General features: G+C 63.0%; 17 protein-coding genes. 12 read left to right on the top strand and 5 right to left on the bottom strand.

Annotated features, from left to right (window positions below):
• The first annotated feature begins 317 nt into the window (after nucleotides 1-317).
• Nucleotides 318-2,060, top strand: coding sequence for a hypothetical protein (locus OKW40_RS19390; RefSeq protein WP_429491037.1), 1,743 nt, complete (start codon nucleotides 318-320; stop codon nucleotides 2,058-2,060).
• Nucleotides 2,061-2,160: 100 nt separating this feature from the next.
• On the opposite strand, the gene OKW40_RS19385 is transcribed toward OKW40_RS19390, so the two are convergent.
• Both OKW40_RS19385 and OKW40_RS19380 read right to left on the bottom strand, forming a co-directional pair.
• Nucleotides 2,161-3,543 carry a sensor histidine kinase gene (locus tag OKW40_RS19385; protein ID WP_184062260.1) on the bottom strand — a complete coding sequence of 461 codons (1,383 nt, stop codon included), beginning with the start codon at nucleotides 3,541-3,543 and terminating at the stop codon, nucleotides 2,161-2,163.
• Nucleotides 3,521-4,243, bottom strand: coding sequence for a response regulator transcription factor (locus OKW40_RS19380; protein WP_429491035.1), 723 nt, complete (start codon nucleotides 4,241-4,243; stop codon nucleotides 3,521-3,523). The genes OKW40_RS19385 and OKW40_RS19380 overlap by 23 nt, the downstream gene beginning before the upstream one ends.
• A gap of 233 nt (nucleotides 4,244-4,476) precedes the next feature.
• Between OKW40_RS19380 and OKW40_RS19375 the strand changes: the two genes are divergently transcribed.
• The gene (locus OKW40_RS19375; protein ID WP_429491033.1) at nucleotides 4,477-5,571 is read left to right on the top strand and encodes an IS630 family transposase; all 1,095 of its coding nucleotides are present in this window, start codon (nucleotides 4,477-4,479) and stop codon (nucleotides 5,569-5,571) included.
• Entirely contained in the window at nucleotides 5,568-5,810 is a 243-nt protein-coding gene (locus tag OKW40_RS19370) for a DUF6429 family protein (protein ID WP_090812276.1), read from the top strand. Before OKW40_RS19375 ends, OKW40_RS19370 begins: the two co-directional genes overlap by 4 nt.
• Before the next feature lie 25 nt (nucleotides 5,811-5,835).
• Here OKW40_RS19370 and OKW40_RS19365 read toward each other — a convergent pair whose 3' ends face one another.
• Nucleotides 5,836-6,132: a phosphatase PAP2 family protein gene (locus OKW40_RS19365; RefSeq protein WP_429491031.1), complete on the bottom strand. Its 297-nt coding sequence runs from the start codon at nucleotides 6,130-6,132 to the stop codon at nucleotides 5,836-5,838.
• Nucleotides 6,133-6,333: 201 nt separating this feature from the next.
• Here OKW40_RS19365 and OKW40_RS19360 point away from each other — a divergent pair, with 201 nt between their 5' ends.
• The 5 genes from OKW40_RS19360 (at nucleotide 6,334) to OKW40_RS19340 (ending at nucleotide 11,505) form a co-directional block, all read left to right on the top strand.
• Nucleotides 6,334-8,505 (top strand): TonB-dependent receptor, encoded by a 2,172-nt coding sequence (locus OKW40_RS19360; protein ID WP_429491030.1) that lies wholly within the window; start codon nucleotides 6,334-6,336, stop codon nucleotides 8,503-8,505.
• Nucleotides 8,506-8,519: 14 nt separating this feature from the next.
• Nucleotides 8,520-9,209 carry a MotA/TolQ/ExbB proton channel family protein gene (locus tag OKW40_RS19355; protein ID WP_429491028.1) on the top strand — a complete coding sequence of 230 codons (690 nt, stop codon included), beginning with the start codon at nucleotides 8,520-8,522 and terminating at the stop codon, nucleotides 9,207-9,209.
• Between the two features lie 2 nt (nucleotides 9,210-9,211).
• Nucleotides 9,212-9,610: an ExbD/TolR family protein gene (locus OKW40_RS19350; RefSeq protein WP_429491027.1), complete on the top strand. Its 399-nt coding sequence runs from the start codon at nucleotides 9,212-9,214 to the stop codon at nucleotides 9,608-9,610.
• Nucleotide 9,611: 1 nt separating this feature from the next.
• Nucleotides 9,612-10,340 carry a TonB family protein gene (locus tag OKW40_RS19345; RefSeq protein ID WP_429491025.1) on the top strand — a complete coding sequence of 243 codons (729 nt, stop codon included), beginning with the start codon at nucleotides 9,612-9,614 and terminating at the stop codon, nucleotides 10,338-10,340.
• 85 nt (nucleotides 10,341-10,425) lie between these two features.
• Nucleotides 10,426-11,505 (top strand): hypothetical protein, encoded by a 1,080-nt coding sequence (locus OKW40_RS19340; protein WP_429491024.1) that lies wholly within the window; start codon nucleotides 10,426-10,428, stop codon nucleotides 11,503-11,505.
• 60 nt (nucleotides 11,506-11,565) lie between these two features.
• Here the strand turns inward: OKW40_RS19340 and OKW40_RS19335 are convergent, their stop codons facing one another.
• Nucleotides 11,566-11,889, bottom strand: a complete 324-nt coding sequence (locus OKW40_RS19335; protein ID WP_429491022.1) for a hypothetical protein — start codon at nucleotides 11,887-11,889, stop codon at nucleotides 11,566-11,568.
• A 731-nt stretch (nucleotides 11,890-12,620) separates the two neighbouring features.
• Between OKW40_RS19335 and OKW40_RS19330 the strand changes: the two genes are divergently transcribed.
• From OKW40_RS19330 to OKW40_RS19320, 3 genes are all read left to right on the top strand, one after another.
• Nucleotides 12,621-13,280, top strand: coding sequence for a hypothetical protein (locus OKW40_RS19330; RefSeq protein WP_429356630.1), 660 nt, complete (start codon nucleotides 12,621-12,623; stop codon nucleotides 13,278-13,280).
• Nucleotides 13,281-13,515: 235 nt separating this feature from the next.
• Nucleotides 13,516-13,890 (top strand): hypothetical protein, encoded by a 375-nt coding sequence (locus tag OKW40_RS19325; protein ID WP_429407361.1) that lies wholly within the window; start codon nucleotides 13,516-13,518, stop codon nucleotides 13,888-13,890.
• 193 nt (nucleotides 13,891-14,083) lie between these two features.
• Nucleotides 14,084-14,902 (top strand): mechanosensitive ion channel family protein, encoded by an 819-nt coding sequence (locus OKW40_RS19320; protein ID WP_429491020.1) that lies wholly within the window; start codon nucleotides 14,084-14,086, stop codon nucleotides 14,900-14,902.
• Between the two features lie 124 nt (nucleotides 14,903-15,026).
• Here OKW40_RS19320 and OKW40_RS19315 read toward each other — a convergent pair whose 3' ends face one another.
• Nucleotides 15,027-15,698 (bottom strand): VTT domain-containing protein, encoded by a 672-nt coding sequence (locus tag OKW40_RS19315; protein WP_176078921.1) that lies wholly within the window; start codon nucleotides 15,696-15,698, stop codon nucleotides 15,027-15,029.
• 194 nt (nucleotides 15,699-15,892) lie between these two features.
• On the opposite strand from OKW40_RS19315, the gene mutL reads away from it, so the two are divergent.
• Nucleotides 15,893-17,989 carry a DNA mismatch repair endonuclease MutL gene (mutL, locus tag OKW40_RS19310; protein ID WP_429491018.1) on the top strand — a complete coding sequence of 699 codons (2,097 nt, stop codon included), beginning with the start codon at nucleotides 15,893-15,895 and terminating at the stop codon, nucleotides 17,987-17,989.
• Nucleotides 17,990-17,992 lie beyond the last annotated feature (3 nt).

Raw genomic sequence — 17,992 nt, 5'->3', positions numbered from 1 at the left:
ATTCGAGGGCTGACATGCGAAAGCATGTCGGCCCTTTTCTTTTTTCCTTTGCCCGCGTGTGCAAACAGGTACGCGTGCGGCAAGCGAGCCGCCTCTTCCCGTCCGCCTCAACGTAGCCTTCCGTTCAGGCACTGCCCTCCGCCCTCCAACGCCGCCAAAAAACACCAGGCATCCCGCAACGACATCGCGCCAGCGCATTCTTATCTTTTTAGTAATTTTCGATTCATGTTTGTGCCACGGGTGGTTTGTAGCCTCGCGACTTGCAATACCGGCTGCAACTTTCAAAAAATTTCACCCACCCTACTCAAACACACAGAATGCAAACCACCCTGAAGGCGCTTCCGATCGCGGTTCTGATCTCCGCCATCTACGGCTGCGGCGGCAGCACCCAAAACCCGTCGAGCACGAGCGCGCCGCAAGGCACCACGAGCAGCACCCCGGCCACGACGACGACGCCCTCGACTTCCGCCAGCAACTATACGGCTGGCAACCTGCTGATCTCGCGCACGGCCTATGATCCGGCGTACGTCGTGAGCGGCACGCTGCCTTATAACGCGACGCCCACGACCACCAATACGTCGCCCGTGACGGCCGTCACGCCCGGCGGCTTTCCGAACGTGTTCACCAACGATTCGAACGACGCCAACTTCGGCGTGACGTCGGAAGCGTATCTGGACCAGTGGGCACCGAACGCGACGAGCCCCTCGCAAACGCTGGACGTCACCGCTCTGGCCGCGAAAAGCAACGTGAATTTCGCCACCAGCTTCGCCTCGAAGTCGGAGCTCGCGCTGAACGTGTCGCTGGATCAGAAATCGCTGACCTTCACCGGCTACAACGCGTCGATCGACCAGCTCGATATCTCAAACACGAATACGCCAGGCGTGGTCGACACGACGAATACCGACATCGCAACGCCTACCTACCGTACCGTCGCGCAGCTGAATTTCGCCGATAACAGCCTGTCGTTCACGAACACCAACGCATACGCCGGCAACAACAGCCGCGCGGCCGTGCTCGCCAACGGCATGTACTACATCGTCGGCAATGCCGGCAATTCGGGCAAGAATCCGAAGCCGACGACGGCCCAGCTCGACATGCTGACGATGAACACCGGCGTGCAAAGCATCGCTCCGGGCAGCCAATGCGCGTTCACGCAAGTAATCGGCGCATTCCAGTCCGGCACGGGCACCGGCACGTACGCGGTCGCACCGGCTGGAACGGCGTGCTCGCTGGCGTCGATGGGTTCGATCACGGGCGGTAGCTCGACGGGCGACCAGTTCGGCTTCTCGATCGCGAACCTGCCGACCACGCCCGCAACGGCCGCCGACAAAACCGGCAAGGACGCCAACTACCGCGGCCTGTTCGTCGGCCCGGACGGCACGATGTATGTCTCCAAGGGCAGCGGCGGCAACGGCGTGAACACGGTGTACCAGGTCGGCGCGACCGGTGCGCTCGCCAATGGCGGCAAGTTGCCGCAAAACGCCGCGACGACGATCGTGCCTGGTTTCCCGACGGCCCTCGCGACCAACCTGACGGCGCTCACGTCGCCTAGCCAGGTGACCGGCACGGTCTATCCGTTCGGGATGTGGATCCCCGCGTCGAATCCGTCGATCATGTTCGTCGCTGACGAAGGCGACAGCACGCCGGGCGACCAGGTGAGCGGCAGCGGCGGCCTGTGGGTCTATCAGAACCAGAACGGCACGTGGAAGCCGCTCGCCAACCTGACGACCGGCCTGAACCTCGGCACGGCCTACACGGTGACGGACACGACCGGCGCGTACGGTACGAAGGGCGCGAGCTATACGACGACGCCTGACGGCTTGCGCAACATCACGGGCCAGGTCAACAGCGACGGTTCGTTCACGATCTACGCGGTGACCTCGACGATCGGCAACAGCCTCGGCACCGCGTTCGATGCGGGCGCCGACTCGAACCAGCTCGTCAAGATCACCGTGAGCATCAACGGTTCGACGGTGAGCTCGGCGAAGGGCTTCACCGTGATGCAGACCGCGCCGTATGGCCAGGCGCTGCGCGGCGTCGCACTCGTGCCGAAGTCCTGAGCGGGTTAGTAGATTCAAATGAAACGACCTGCCATCCGGCAGGTCGTTTTTTCTGGCACGCTCCAACGTAAAATCCGTCGCGAGCAATCGCCGTCTCGCCTCAACGCGCCGGCAGTCCCGCATTGAACCGCAACACGATCCTGCAGCCTGGCGTGTTGTCGTGAATCTCCACGACGGCCTCGTGCACCCGCGCGATCGCGGCCACGAGACTCAAGCCGACGCCATGCCCCGAAGTCGCCGCCTCCTGCCCGTTTCTGCTGCGATAGAACGGACGCAGGACTGCATCGCGCTCACCTGCCTCGATTCCGGGTCCAGTATCCGCGACCTGCACGACGGGCCTTCCCGCTTCAAGCGTTGCTTGCAGCGTCACCGCGCCGCCACCGGGCGTGAACTTCAGCGCGTTATCGAGCAGATTCTCGATAGCGCCGAACAGCAGATCCACGTCGCCGCGCGCGAAAACTGGTTCGGACGCAAGCACCGCGACCGACAAACGACGGTTCTCCGCGACCGGCTCGTACAACTCCGCGACGTCGCGCAGGATGGTGTCCAGCGACACGTCGCAGAAGCTCGCGCGTCTGACATCCGCTTCGACCTCCGCGATCCTCAATAGCGCGGTGAAACGGTTCAGCACGACGTCCGATTGCGCGATCGCGGTGTCGACGGCGCTCGTGTAGTCGTCGACGGTATGCGAGCGCCGCCGCGCGCGTTCGAGGCCCGCGCGCAGATGCGTCATCGGCGTGCGCAGATCGTGCGCGATGCCCGCGCACACGCCGCGCACTTCGGCCACCAGCCGCTCGATTTCATCGAGCATCAGGTTGACGATTTCCGCCAGACGGTCGAGATCGTGATGCGTGCCGCGATTCGACAGACGCCGGTTCAGTTGACCCGCCATGATCTCGCGCGCCGTCAGACTCATCGAGCGGATACGCCGGTTCGACATCGCGTGAAGCGCGGCGCCGCAGCCGACGGCAAGCAGAATCGTCAGCATGAGCCCGAGGCACAGGATCTTCACGAGCGTATGGTCGAAATGAATGATCTCGTCGATCGAGTGACCGACGACCACCCGCAGACCGCTACGCGTCGGCACGATGATGCCGCGAAAATGACTGGCCAGCGACGGCGGCCCGTCGTCCATTGCTTGCGTGTAGTAGAACGGCCGGCGCTCGCGCTCGGCCGGCAACGCATGGATATTGCCGGCGAGCCAGCGGCCTTCTTCGTCGAACACGCCATAGGGCCGGCTGCTCGCGATGTCGCGCCGGCTCAGCGCCGCGATATTGGCGATCGCCTCGGCGCGGCCGATCGAGCTGAACTCGGCCACTTCTCCGCGCAGCCGTTCATCGACCTCGTGCAGCAGATACGTGTGCATCATCCAGTAGAGCATCGCGAACAGCACGACCGCGCAACTGATGAACACCATCAGCAGCCATGTGACGTTGTTCGCCGGCAGGCGCGGCCAGCGCCTATTCGCCGGCACGGAGGACATAGCCGACATTTCGAACCGTGTGGATCATCAGCGAAAACCGTCCGTTCAGACTGATCTTGCGGCGCAGGTGACCGATATGCATGTCGATCACGTTGGTCTGCGCATTGAAGCGGTAATTCCAGACCGACTCGAACAGCATCGCGCGCGTCACAGGCTGCTCCGTATGCAGCATCAGGTATCTGAGCAACTGGTACTCGCGAGGCTTCAACTCGATCGAATCGCCCGCGCGCCGGACCTGATGCGTGCCCATATCGAGCACGAGATCGCCGACGCTCAGCACCAGCGGTTGCTCCGAAGAAGAGCGGCGGCGCAGCAGCGCATTGAGGCGCGCGGTCAGCTCGAGACTGTCGAATGGTTTGGTCAGGTAATCATCGCCGCCGGCGCGCAGGCCGCGTACGCGTTCGTCGACCGCCGAAAGCGCGCTCAGTATCAGCACCGGGGTCTCTTTGCCGACGTTGCGCAACGTGGAGAGGATCGACAGACCATCCACGTCGGGCAGCATCCGGTCGAGCACGACTGCGTCGAAATCGCCGTTGAGCGCGCGCAACAGGCCGGCATGGCCGCTCGGCACGCTTTCCACCGCGAAGTTGTAGTCCTCGAGCGCGGTGGACACTTCGAGCCTCACACGCTCGTCATCTTCGACGACGAGAATGCGGGGTCTGCGCCCCGCGGGGTAGTTGATCGCTGCTCTGCTTTCCAAGAGGACGTCGTTTCCTGTGGTCGTGCGTCGCCGCATGAACGGCGACGTCAATAGCGGGGGCCGCCTATGCGGGCGCGGAGTATGACATGGCCATGTTGCTGCTTCATGACGCGTCCCGCGCGGAGCCGAAAACCGTTCACACGTGCAACTAGTGTCCTGAGTTAAAAATTCATTGAATGATGCCGATCACGTACTAAAGTGTCCTGTGTAGCACTTGATACGCGGAGGCAACGATGAGTGGACGGTCCAAAGGGGAACTCGTGCTGAGCGATTCGGAGCGCGAAGACCTGCAAGCGCTGACGATGCGACGCAAGACCGCGCAGGCCCTGGCATTGCGGGCGCGCATCGTGTTGGCCTGTGCCGATGGCATGGACAACAAGACAGTTGCGGCGAAACAGCGGGTCACACAGCAAACGGTTTCGAAGTGGCGGGCGCGATTCGTGAGCCATCGTGTGGACGGCCTGCTTGATGCACCACGGCCCGGCGCACCGAGGACGATTGATGACGCGCGCGTCGATGCGGTCATCGCGAAGACGCTCGAGTCCGTGCCTGTCGGAGCGACTCACTGGAGCACGCGCACGATGGCTCGCGAAATGAAATTGTCGCAGACGGCGGTCACACGAATCTGGCGTGCTTTTGGCTTGCAACCGCATCGGCAGGAGACGTTCAAGCTCTCCAGCGATCCGATGTTCGTCGACAAGGTGCGGGATCTCGTCGGGCTTTACCTGGACCCGCCGCTCAAGGCCATGGTGCTGTGCGTGGACGAGAAGAGCCAGATTCAGGCGCTCGATCGCACGCAACCCATGTTGCCGTTGGCACCCGGCATCCCTGAGCGACGTACCCACGATTACATGCGCCACGGTACGACCACCCTGTTCGCGGCGCTGGACATCGCTACTGGTGAAGTAATCGGCGAGGTACATCGGCGCCATCGCAGCAGCGAATTTGTGCGCTTTCTGCGCACCATCGAAGCCAGCGTGCCGTCTTACCTGGAGGTGCATCTGGTAATGGACAACTATGGCACGCACAAAACGCCCTCGATCAAAGCCTGGTTCGCTCGTCATCCTCGCTTCCATGTTCACTTCACACCCACCTCGGCGTCGTGGCTTAACCAGGTCGAACGATGGTTTGCCGCGCTCACTGAAAAATACCTTCGACGCGGTACGCATCGGTCGACACGTCAACTCGAAGACGCGATCCGTCATTATCTGGATGTCTATAACGCGAACCCCAAACCGTTTGTCTGGAGCAAGTCGGCCGATGAGATCCTGGCCAGCCTCGAACGGTTTTGTGTGCGCGTCCGCAAGGCTGCGGCAGGAGCATCATGAATATCAATACCGACGCAATTGATGAAGTTTCCCTCGCGCTCCTCTACCTGACCCTGCATGACCGATACCGTGCATGGAAGGGCTTCGACTGGGATGTGCTGAACCGGCTCCATGAACGAGGCCTCATCGAAGACCCAGTCAACAAGACGAAGTCCGTGATCTTTACGGAAGAAGGACTGCGCGAGTCCGAGCGACTTTTTAATCAGCACTTTGTCATTCCGGAAAGAACAGAGAATTGATTCAACGAACTTCTAACTCAGGACACTAGTCGAGCTTCAGTGCCGCGCGCACTTCCACCTTCGCATCGGCAAAGTCGCGCTGAAAATCCGGATTGGCCATCAGCGCCGCCGCGACGAGCGTTCCGTCGATGCGACCCGCTTCGACATCGCCCGGATAGTGGACGCCGTCGACGACGCGGTTCATGCCGAATTCGCGCCCACGCGCGAATAGCGCATCGCGCTTCTCGGGGACCATCTGCGCGAGCAGGATCGCGCACAGATAGCCGAAGGTCGCATGACCGCTCGGGTACGAGTGGTAGTCGTCGCCGGGCCGCTTCGGCACGGTATGAATGCGCGGTGTCCACAAACTTACAAACCTGAGCGCATCGCGTAGCGTCAGTGCGGATCGCGCTGTTGTGGGGCATCCGTAATAGCAACTTTAGATTCGTAAGATACCGATCACTTCGCATTAACGGACGGTTGATAGCATCCCGCCTCGTTCGACTACCAGTTCATCGCCCCACTCGCGAAAGGATGCTGCACCATGCAACGGGTTAGTTTTCCCCTTAGAAAGAAGCCGCTGACGCAATTCGTTCTTGCCACACTGTGCGCGGCCGGCGCGCAGATCTCGCATGCCCAGACCTCGGGCGATCTCGGCTCCGTGCAAAGCACGGCCGTCTCGTCATCGAACAGCGGCACGGCCACCAGCACCAACGTGCAGTCGGCACCGGCACAGGCGCCGTCGCAAGGCTCGCTCACCGCAACCCAACCGCAGTCGGTGATCAGCCGGCACTACATCGAAAACAGTACCGCTCCGACCGCGAACTACAGCGAGATCGTGCAGATCGCGCCGAGCGTGTCGAATGTTTCTCCGAACGGCTCCGGCCTGATGGAATCGCAGAGCCTGTCCATTCGCGGCTTTCAGGACGGTCAGTACAACGTGACATTCGACGGCATCCCGTTTGGCGATACCAACGACTTCACCCATCATTCGACGTCGTTTTTCTCGAACCGGGTGCTCGGCAATATCGTCGTCGACCGCGGTCCCGGCGACGCTTCGCAGATCGGCTTCGCCACCTTCGGCGGAACGATCAGCCTGCAGTCGAGGGATCCGTCGGCATCGCCGGCATTCTCGGTGCTCGGCTCGTACGGCAGCTTCGACACATGGCAGGCCGGCGCCGAGTTCAATACCGGCTATCTGCAGCAATGGGGCGATGCGCGCGCAATGGTCGGCTATGCGCAGAGCAGCAGCGACGGTTATCTGACCAACGCGGACCAGCGCCGTCAGAACGTCTACTTCAAGCTCGACAAGCCGATCGGCGACAACACGCTGCTCACGCTGTTCGCGACTTACAACAACATCCACCAGAACGTGCCGCTCGGCGCGACGGCCGCGCAGATCCAGCAGTTCGGTCCCAACTTCGGTCTTGGCGCCGACCCGACGAGTCAGGCCTATGCCGGCTACAACTTCGACAAGATCAACACGGACTTCGAATACATCGGCGTGAAAACGAAGGTCGCCGAGTGGGTGATCGACAACAAGCTCTATACGTACGGTTACTACCACAACGGCTTCAACGGCCTCGACCCGAACGGTGAAACGCCAAACGGCACGATCTTCGGCCCGAACAACGTGCCGGGCCAGGAAATGAACAACAACTACCGCGCGTTTGGCGACGTCCTCGCGCTCGAGCGGCAGCTCGGTCCCGGCAAGCTGCAGACCGGCATGTGGATCGCGCACCAGTCCAACTTCCGCGACAACTTCAATGTCGATTCGTCGCTGAACTTCGCGTTCATCTCGCAGAACTTCACGATGAACGACACGATGCTGACGTTTCAGCCGTATCTGCAATACGCCTGGCAACTGCAGAACGGTTTGACGATTACGCCGGGACTCAAGTACGTGTCGTTCAACCGCAGCATCGATACGCCGATGAACCAGAAGACCGGTGAGCCGCTCGATTTCAGCCACACGTGGGACAAGGTGCTGCCGTCGTTGACGCTGCACCAGCAGATCACCCCGCAATGGAGCGCGTATGCGCAGTACGCGCAGGGCTTTCTCGCGCCGAACCTGAATGTGTTCTATGTCAACGATCCGACCGTCTCGGGACAACCCGATCCGGAACAGACCGACAACTACCAGATCGGCACGACGTACAAAACGGGGCGTCTGACCGTCGCCGCCGATCTGTACTACATCAACTTCCGCAACGCGGTGACGAGCCGCACGGTCGGCAACAACGTGATCTTCTCGAATGCGGGTGGTGCGACCTACAAGGGCGTCGAAACCGAAGCGACCTTGTCGGTCGGCGACGGCTTCAGCCTGTACGGCAATCTGACCTTCAATTCGGCCAAACAGAAGAGCACCAATACGTGGATGCCCAACGCGCCGCAATCGACGGCCGCCGCCGGCGTGCTCTACGAACGCGGGCCGCTCAACGGTTCGTTGCTGATGAAGTTCGTCGGCCATCAGTATGGCGATACCGGCAACACCCAGCCGATCGGCGGCTATGCGATCACCAACTTCGCCAGCTCGTACACGTTTGCCCGACTCGCACCGTGGACGCATGACACGCGCCTCGGCTTGCAGATCGACAACCTTTTCAACCGCACCAGCATCAATGCGCTGGCCGGCTACACCGCCGCGGACAACACACCGCTTTACTGGACCATCCCGGGCCGCGTGTTCGTCGCGACGCTGTCCACCGATTTCTGAACGGAGCTTCTTTCATGACTGTCGATAACCTGCTGCACCTCGCGAACAATTCCGGTGGCGTGTTGTATGTGATTGCCGCCATGCTGTTCGTTGCCCTGACGATCATCATCGAGCGCTCGTGGTTCCTGCAACGCGCATCGAGCGGCAGCCGCGCGGTGCTCGACCAGGTCGACCGCCTCGAACAACTGAACGCCGCCTCGCTGACGGCATGCGCCGAACCGTTTCAGGCGCTGCCGATGGCGAGCCTGCTGAAGGTCGCCGGCCGGCTTGCCGGTCAGACGTCGCGCGATGAGCTCGATGCGTGTCTCGACGAAGCGATCATGCGCGAAGCACCGAACATCGACCGCTTCCTGTGGGTGCTCGACACGATCGTCACGCTCGCGCCGTTGCTCGGTCTGTTCGGCACGATCGTCGGTATGTTCAACGCGTTCCAGGTGCTGTCGAATCCGGGCAACGCACCGACCCAGGTCACGGGCGGCGTGGCCGGGGCACTGATCGCGACGGCGTCGGGTCTGTTCGTCGCGATGATCGGCCTCGTGTTCTTCAACGGTCTGCACAACCGCGTAAGAGGCGTCGTCCATCAGCTCGAAACCCTGAAGGCGGCGCTCGTGAACCGGCTTGCGGCCAGAACGCATGAGTCGGTCAAGCCGATGCATGAAGTGCCGCGCCCGGTGGTCGGCAAATTCGCTTCGCAGGGAGTCTGACGATGAAGTATTTCGAGGCGCGAAAGGCGCGCATCGAGATCATCCCGATGATCGACATCATGTTCTTTCTACTGGTGTTCTTCATCATGATCACGCTGCACATGATCCCGAACGCGGGGCTGCGCTCGCAGCTGCCGTCGAGCGCCACGGCGCAAGCGCTGCCGCCGCCGCAGGTCACGGTAACGCTCGCGACCGACGGCAGTCTGTCGGTCGACGGCCGCACGCTGAGCCTTGCGCAATTGACCACCCTGCTCGCCGCCCGCACGGACGTCGCGCATACGGTCGTGACGATTGCCGGCTCGAAGCGGGCGCAGATCCAGCACCTCGTCTCGGTGATGGACGCGTGCCGCGCCGCGGGCGTATCGCAAATCGCGCTCGCCGCGCAGCCTGTGGCGAACTGATATGGCAACCGTACCCGCCTGCGGGATCGTGCAGCAACGAACGCGCCTATTGCCGGCCGCCGCCATCGCGCTCGTCGCGCAAGCGCTGGTGCTCGGCGCGACGATTGCGCTGCTCACGCATACGACCCGGGTGTCTTCCGTATCGTATGAAGCGCCGCCAACGCTGCTGACGCTGGCGGCACCGGCTCCCGCGCCGCAACCGCCGCAGCCGCCTGCGAAGCCCGTGCCGCCTCCCGCGCGGCCGGTCGTACCCGTGCGCCATGCTGCGCACACGCCCGCGAAGCCCGTGACGGCCGCGGTGCCGAAGCGCGTGCCGACTCCGGTGCCGGTGCAGCCCGCGGCGACACCGACCGAGCCGCCATCCGCGCCCGCGCCGCAACCGCCAGCCGAGCCCGCGCGGCAACCGCCCGCACCCGCTGCGGTGCCGGTTGCAGCCGCGCCTACGCCAAGCTTCGAGGGTGCGCTGCGCGCGGCGATTCAGGCCGCGCTGCGCTATCCCGAGTCGGCCCGCATGGCTGGCATGACGGGCCGCACACGCGTCGCGTTCCGGTATCGCGACGGCGTCGTGTCCGACCTCAGCGTCGTGGTGTCGAGCGGTATCGGACTGCTGGACCGCGCAGCGCTCGCAGCCGTGCGCGACGCCGCTTATCCGAAACCCGAGTCCGCATTCGTGGGCAAAACGCTCTCGGAGCAATTGTGGGTCGACTTCAAACTCGACGACCACGAATGATGATCCGCTAACGCCCAACCGCACGAGAGACGTCATCCGCCCACCGGAATGGCGTCCCTCTTCCCAATCCATCCGCAGTACTAATATGAATCTACTCAACGCGAAACTGAAAAATATCCTGTCCGCCCTGATCGCCGGCGGCGTCGCTTCCCTGCTCGCGCTGTCGAACGTCCATGCGGCGACGGGCGCCAACGCCGATCAATTCGAAATCGCGAAACGCTATGGCCTCGAAGGCGGCGAGCGTTGGGATTACGTGGCGTACGACGCTGTTCGCCAGCACCTCTTCATCAGCCGCGACACGCACGTGCAGGTGATCGATACGCGCACCGGCAAACCGGTCGGCGAGATCGCCAACACCGCCGGCGTGCACGGCTTCGCGTTCGTGGAGGACCTCAAGCTCGGCTTCGTCACCAACGGCCGCGCCAATACGGTGAGCGTCGTCGATCTCGACACACTCAAGGTCGTCGACAGCATCAAGGCCGCGGGCTCCGACCCGGACGGCATCCTCTACGTGCCGGCCTTGCGGCGCATCTTCGTGAGCAATGGCCACGACGGCAGCGTCAGCGCAATCGACGTCGCGACGCGCAAGGTGGTCGCCACGATGAGCGTGGGCGGCAAGCCGGAGGCGCTCGCGGCGGACAGCCACGGGCACGTGTTCGTCAATGTGGAAGATCGCGCCGAGATCGTCGAGATGGACGGTCGGTCCGCGACGGTGCTGGCGCATTGGCCACTCGCGCGGTGCGAGTCGCCGACCGGACTCGCGATCGATCCGGCGAGCGAGCGCCTGTTTTCGGTTTGCGCCAATCACCGCATGATGATCGTCGATGCGACGTCGGGCCGTCGCGTGGCCGAGGTGCTGATAGGGGGTCACCCCGACGCGGCGGCTTTCGATCCGGCCTTGAAGCTCGCGTTCAGTTCGAACGGCGCGGACGGCACGCTGACGATCGTGCATGAAGACGATGCGGACCATTACACGGTCGCGCAGAACATGCCAACGCTGGAAGGCGCGAAAACGATGGCGCTCGATGAACAGCAGCACCGGATCTATCTGGTGTCGTCGAAGTTCGGCGCGGCCGACCCGGCCACGGCTGCCAATTCTCATCCGCGCGCGACGGTCATCCCCGGTACGTTCGAAGTGCTCGAGGCGCAGCTCAAGGCACGCTGACGCGCGGCATCGACGCACGGCCGCCCGTTGATCGCGGCGGCGCGTCAAACATCGGTTCGCCTAGATGAGGCCGTGCGCGACGCCGCTCGGCGTCGCCCAGCGCTCGCTGTCGTTCGACACGCCGAAATCCACGGCCCGTAGTGAAACGGTGGCCGAGCAGGCCGTCGCACGCTTTGCGCTGGCGCGCGCGAGGATGCGTTGCTCGTGCACATAGAAGAATTCGAGTTGGCGCGCGTCGGACGCTTTTCGTTGGAGCTCGAACACATCCTCGAGCACGCGCCGCGACACATGAAAACGCTGAAGTCCGCGGCCAAGCCGGATCTGAAAGACAACACCGTCGCTGTTGTGCGGCACCGCTGCCCAGATAAGCGGAATGCTACTCATGGAGCCCCCGTAACTGGATCTTCATGTCAGGAACATTGACGATTTCATCGTCGCACGGATAAACGCACGGCGCGACTTGTCAAAATTAAACAAGGTTGATTTGGCGTTTTCACCACAGTGGCAGGTGTTGCGACGCAACGCCCCAGCGAATCCTTACTCGACAGCAGTCCGTCGCTTGCGCCGCGCGGTCGTTCGTCGGGTACGATGCAATGCGGCCCGATTTAATTTGCCACGCTTCTCGCTGATTTTTCGGTAGCCGGCATGCAGAAGAATCATTCGCTTTTGCGTCGGGAATCCACACGCAAGGAATATGCGTTGGCTCGTTTGCGTCTTGCCACGAGCCGCCTTATGCGCGCTGAGTCGGAAGCCGAAAAGACACTCGCCACCTGCTGGATGAAGGCGTGGGCAAGCGTCATCGGCGATGCGCAGTTCCCTAAGCTTCCTTACCGACCGGCCACTCCCAAAGCGAGGCGGCGCTCCTCGCCAAGGCTCCGCGATTGACATCTGCCGTCGCTCGAACTGAATGGCGACGCGGCGACATCGTCGCGCACTCCAACCCCATTCATTGACCGTATGGTTCGCCACCTCACAGACCGTCTACGCCCTCTGCTCGCATGATCGCTTCACGACGCCTTCGAGCGTTCGCGACAAACAGAGCAATAAAGAAGAGACGACAAAACGGCGAGCGCGTCCCGCAACGATCGGGCTGCCCCGCCGCTCGGGGGATACCCATGAAAGCTGGAAAGGTAATCTGGGTAGTGGCTTTGCCGTGTCTGATCGAAACGTCGCATGCGCAGGAGGTCTATCTGCAAGGCGGCACGCTGGGCATCGGGGTTGGCGCGGCGTGGAGCGTCACGTCGTGGTTCGGCGTGCACGCGGACTTCAACGCGATCAATTTGTCGCACAACTTCGAGGTTGGGGGCAATCGCTACGAAGACGGCATACGGCTGCGTCAGGGCGGTCTCTACGGCGATTTCTTTCCGTGGGCCGGCACCGGCTTTCGCGCGACAGCGGGCCTGCGTCTGACCGACAACGAAGTCAGCGGCAACTCGGTTCCGACCAACGGCATGTACGTATTCGAGGGCAAAGCCTCGCCGGCCTTTCCCGGCGAATACGCGACGGCGACCGCCCGATACCCGACCGCGATGCCCTACCTTGGCATCGGCTATGGCTTGCGCCCGAGAGCCAAAGGCTGGGGGCTCGTGGTGGATCTCGGTGTCGCCTACGGCATTCCGAAGACCTCGTACACACTGTCGCCGGCATTGTCGCAGGCCGCGGGACCGCAGATGAGTCAGCAGATCATCAACACCGGATTGCAGCAACTGCGCGATAAGGTCTCGCCTTATCGATGGTATCCGACGTTGCAGGTCGGCATTGCTTATCGCTTCTGAGGCGCAGCGCACGGAATCCGTCCCAGTACTATAAATTTGCAAAGGACTTTTCACATTCCGATTGCATAAAAAAACAAACGAAAGAAAGCGCGATACGACCTTCGCTTTTTCTGGTTATTTATCGAGATGAAAAGATATGCAATGATCGCCGCCGAATCAGCGGAGCATGTCTGAACCTTGCGCCAGCATACGTTCCGGCAACCCCACGGCCCATTGCTTTTTCATTGAACCGATAATGACCACCTTTCTGTTCGATCTGCTGTCGAACCTCGCCTTGTTCGCCATCGTATCGATGGCCTGTCGACTGTATAACCGGTTCGGGTCGGGTGCCGCGCTGAGCGGCCCTGCGATTTTCATCGTGATCGCGCTGGCCGCGTGCGTGCTCGACGGCTTGTTGACGTTTGTCGTGTTCGCCGACGCGCAGAACCGCTATGGACAATTCGCCCTGCCGACGTCGTTTCTTCAGCGTGCTGGCGCGTATGCGCTCGCGATCGTGATCGCGTTCTCGTGGCACCGGATGTCGAGGCGCCGGCGCCCCGTGAAAAGCGCCCCGGACGACGCGGTTGTCATCCAGACGTCACCGTACTCCGAATCGCGGCTGCGCATGTGAGCCCGGCACGCCCCGACCGGCTTTTCACGTACGCCCCGCCATGTTTCATCTCTGTATTGCCGCCGCGAGCAGGGCAGGAACGGTCCTTGCGCATGCGGGCGCCGTCGGCTATAACTCCCGAAGACCGCGCGTTGTGGGTCATGGCACCACCGTCGTTCAATCCGTTGATGGCAACCTATAACGAGGAAACATCTTGGATATCGAAACCGTACGTGCATTCGTCATGACCCGTGGCATCGACATCGGCACCAAGGTCATCGGCGCAATCGTGCTGTGGCTCGTCGGCCGCTGGATCATCGGGCTGATCTCCAACCTGTCGCGCAAGCTGCTCGCACGCAACGGCCGGGTCGACCCGACACTCGCCCACTACCTCGCGTCGATTCTCGCCGGGTTGCTGAACCTGCTGCTCGTCCTCGCGATCCTGGAAATCTTCGGTGTGCAGACGACGTCGTTCGCCGCGTTGCTCGCCGGCCTCGGCCTCGCGATCGGTACTGCGTGGGGCGGCCTGCTCGCGCATTTCGCGGCCGGCGTGTTCATGCAGGTGCTGCGGCCGTTCAAGGTCGGCGATTTCGTCATGGCCGCGGGCGTCACCGGCACCGTCACGGAGTTGGGCCTGTTCGGCACCACGATCGTGACGCCGGACAACGTGACGACCATCATCGGCAACAACAAGATCTTCTCCGACACGATCTCGAACTACAGCGTGCTGCCGTTCCGGCGCGTCGAGCTGACCGCGAAGATCGCCAATGGCGTCGATCCGACCGATGCGATCGCGCGTTTGAAAGCCGCCGTCGCGAAGATTCCGAACGTGGCCGAAAACCCCGCGCCGGATATCGAGGTCTTGAGCTTCACGCCAGAAGGACCGCTGCTGTGTGTGCGCCCTTACTCGTCCAACCAGAACTACTGGCAGGTCTACTTCGACACCAATCGCGCGATCGTTCAGACCTTCAAGGAAGCCGGCTATCCGACGCCGGAAACGCCACTCGCACCGCGCGCGATCACGCGCGATTGATCTGATCGAACCTCCGCGGGCACCCGACACGGGTCGTTGGCATGGCGGCATGAAAAAAGGCGTCGCGAGATTCGCGACGCCTTTCGTGTTTTTCAAGGCCCGAAATACAGCAAACAACTCGTCATCAACGCGTACTCGCGTTCGCGCCATTCTTGCGCAGCATCTTCCACAGCGCGCCGAGCACGATCGGTACGATCGCCGCGCCGATACCGACCAGCACGATCACGTTCAGATACTGACGGATGAACGGGATGTTGCCGAAGAAATAGCCGAGCAGTGTCAGCAGCAGCACCCACAACAGCGCGCCGACGACGTTGAACATCTGGAAGCGGCTCCACGTCATCGACGACGCGCCCGCGACGAACGGCGCAAACGTCCGCACGACAGGGATGAAACGCGCGAGCACGATCGTCTTGCCGCCGTGTTTCTCATAGAAGTTGTGAGTCTTCTGCAGCGCGGCGCGATCGAGAAAGCGCTCGAGCACCGGAATGTGCGTATTGAACACGCGCGGTCCGATCGCGCGGCCGATCAGATAGTTGGTCGTATTGCCCGAGACCGCCGCCACCAGCAGCAACAGGATCAGCAGTCCGAGATGCATCTGCCCGGTCGCGCAGAACGCGCCGCCGATGAACAGCAGCGAATCGCCCGGCAGAAACGGCAGCACCACGAGCCCCGTTTCAGCGAACACGATCGCGAACAGCACCGCGTAGACCCAGGCACCGTACACCTGAATGAAGTCTCCGAGAAACTTGTCGATGTGCAGGACAAGATTGGCGAAATGTAGCAGCGTATCCAAGGAACGTCCTTTTAAACCAGTGTATGCGTAGAGGGAAAACGGCCACCGCGCGACCCTGCAACAGGCGCAGCGAGCGGCGGGCCGACCGCTGCGAATTGACCGCGACATGATACCGAAAGTGCCTCGGGTCGAATGAAAATCTGCTGGTTGGGCGTCTGCGCGGGCGGCGTGCGCCAAGTCGCTATAATTTCGCCATGTCCGAATTCTCCGAAACGCCTGCGGGCACCGCGGCCGCGGCCGCACCTTCCGACGCCTCCCGCGCGGCGCCCGTGCCGCGTCCGTTGCGCGCCATCCAGCCGCTCCCCGATCAATTGATCAGCCAGATCGCCGCCGGCGAAGTGGTCGAGCGGCCGGCGTCGGTAGTCAAGGAGCTGCTCGAGAATGCGCTCGACGCGGGCGCGCAGACGCTGCGCATCCTGCTCGACGAAGGCGGCGTCAAACGCATCTCGATCACCGACGACGGCTGCGGCATCCCCGAGAACGAACTCGTGCTCGCCCTGACGCGCCATGCGACCAGCAAGATCCGCTCGCTTGCCGAGCTCGAAGCGGTCGCGACGCTCGGGTTCCGCGGCGAAGCGCTGGCGTCGATCGCGTCGGTCGCGCAGATGAGCATCACGAGCCGCACCGCAGATGTGCCGCACGCGGTGCGCATCGACGCGGAAACCGGCGTGCTGAGTCCCGCCGCTGGCACCCAGGGCACGACGATCGAAGTCCGCGAGCTGTACTTCAACACCCCGGCACGCCGCAAATTCCTGAAAAGCGAACAGACCGAACTCGGCCACTGTCTTGAACAGATCCGCCGCGCCGCGCTCGCGCGGCCGGACGTCGCGATCTCGGTGCTGCACAACGGCAAGGCCATCGAGCATTGGAACGCGAGCGAGCCGCCCGCGCGGGTTGCGAAGATTCTCGGCGAGACGTTCGCGACCGCCCATCTGCCGCTCGGCGAATCCGCCGGTCCGCTTGCGATCTACGGCTGCGCCGGTCTGCCGACCGCGAGCCGCGGTCGCGCCGATCAACAGTATTTCTTCGTCAACGGCCGCTTCGTGCGTGACAAGCTGCTCACGCACGCGGTGCGCGCCGCGTATGAAGACGTGCTGCACGGTGAGCGTTATCCGTCGTACGTGCTGTTCCTCGATTTGCCGCCCGAAGGCGTCGACGTGAACGTACATCCGTCGAAAATCGAGGTGCGTTTCCGCGATTCGCGCTCGATCCACCAGTTCGTGTTCCATGCGGTGCAGCGCGCGCTCGCGCGGCACGCGGGCGCGTCGCCTGAAACGACGGCGGGCGGGCATGCGGCGCACCTGGAACCGTCGGCCGGTGGACCGGCTTCATCTGGTTCGACGCCGCCGGGTGTCACAAGCGGCGTAGCCGACGGCATCGGCGCGGGCGCCGGTCTTTCGAGCGGCGCGGGCTTCGGCGCGGGAAGCCGCGGCGGCCTTGGCGGCGGCAGCAGCTTCGGCGCCCCGGGCGCCTCGCAGCCTGGCAATACGTGGATGCGCCAGGCACGCATGACGCAAGGCACGCTGCCGGTCGCGCAACCGCTCGCCGGTTACGACGCGCTGTTCGGCCGCAAGGATCCGCTTGCCGGCCGGGTCGAAGGCGCGTCGCTGTTCGAAGCGCGCGACTCCGCAACCGACGCGACGTCGCCATACGACGCAGCGCCGTTCGCGCCGCGCCCGGCTGCCCGCGCATTCGACGCCACCGACGACCAGCCGCTCGGCTTCGCGCTCGGCCAGGTCCACGGCATCTACGTGCTCGCGCAGAACCGCCATGGGCTCGTAATCGTCGACATGCATGCGGCACACGAGCGCATCCTGTACGAGCAGTTCAAGAGCGCGCTCGCCGACCGCGCGATCGCCGTGCAGCCGCTGCTGATCCCGCAGACGATGCAGGCCGATCCGGTCGAAATCGGCACGGTCGAGGAAGAGCGCGATACGCTCGATGCGCTCGGCTTCGACCTCGCGGTGCTGTCGCCGACCACGCTCGCGATCCGCGCGGTCCCCGCGTTGCTGAAGGACGCCGACCTGCAAGCGCTTGCGCGCGCGGTGCTGTCCGACCTGCATGCATTCGGCGGCTCGCGCGTGCTGACCGAGCGTCAGCACGAACTGCTCGGCACGCTCGCGTGCCATCACGCGGTGCGCGCGAACCGGCGTCTGACGCTCGACGAAATGAACGCGCTGTTGCGCCAGATGGAAGCGACCGAGCGCGCCGATCAGTGCAACCACGGGCGTCCGACCTGGTATCAGCTGACGCTGGCCGATCTCGATCGGCTGTTCATGCGCGGGCAGTAACGG

It is taken from the genome of Paraburkholderia sp. RAU6.4a, assembly GCF_050435625.1.
Classification (GTDB): Bacteria; Pseudomonadota; Gammaproteobacteria; order Burkholderiales; family Burkholderiaceae; genus Paraburkholderia; species Paraburkholderia tuberum.
The sequence above is the reverse complement of the archived record's forward strand: the minus strand, read 5'-3'. Positions and strand labels throughout refer to the sequence as shown.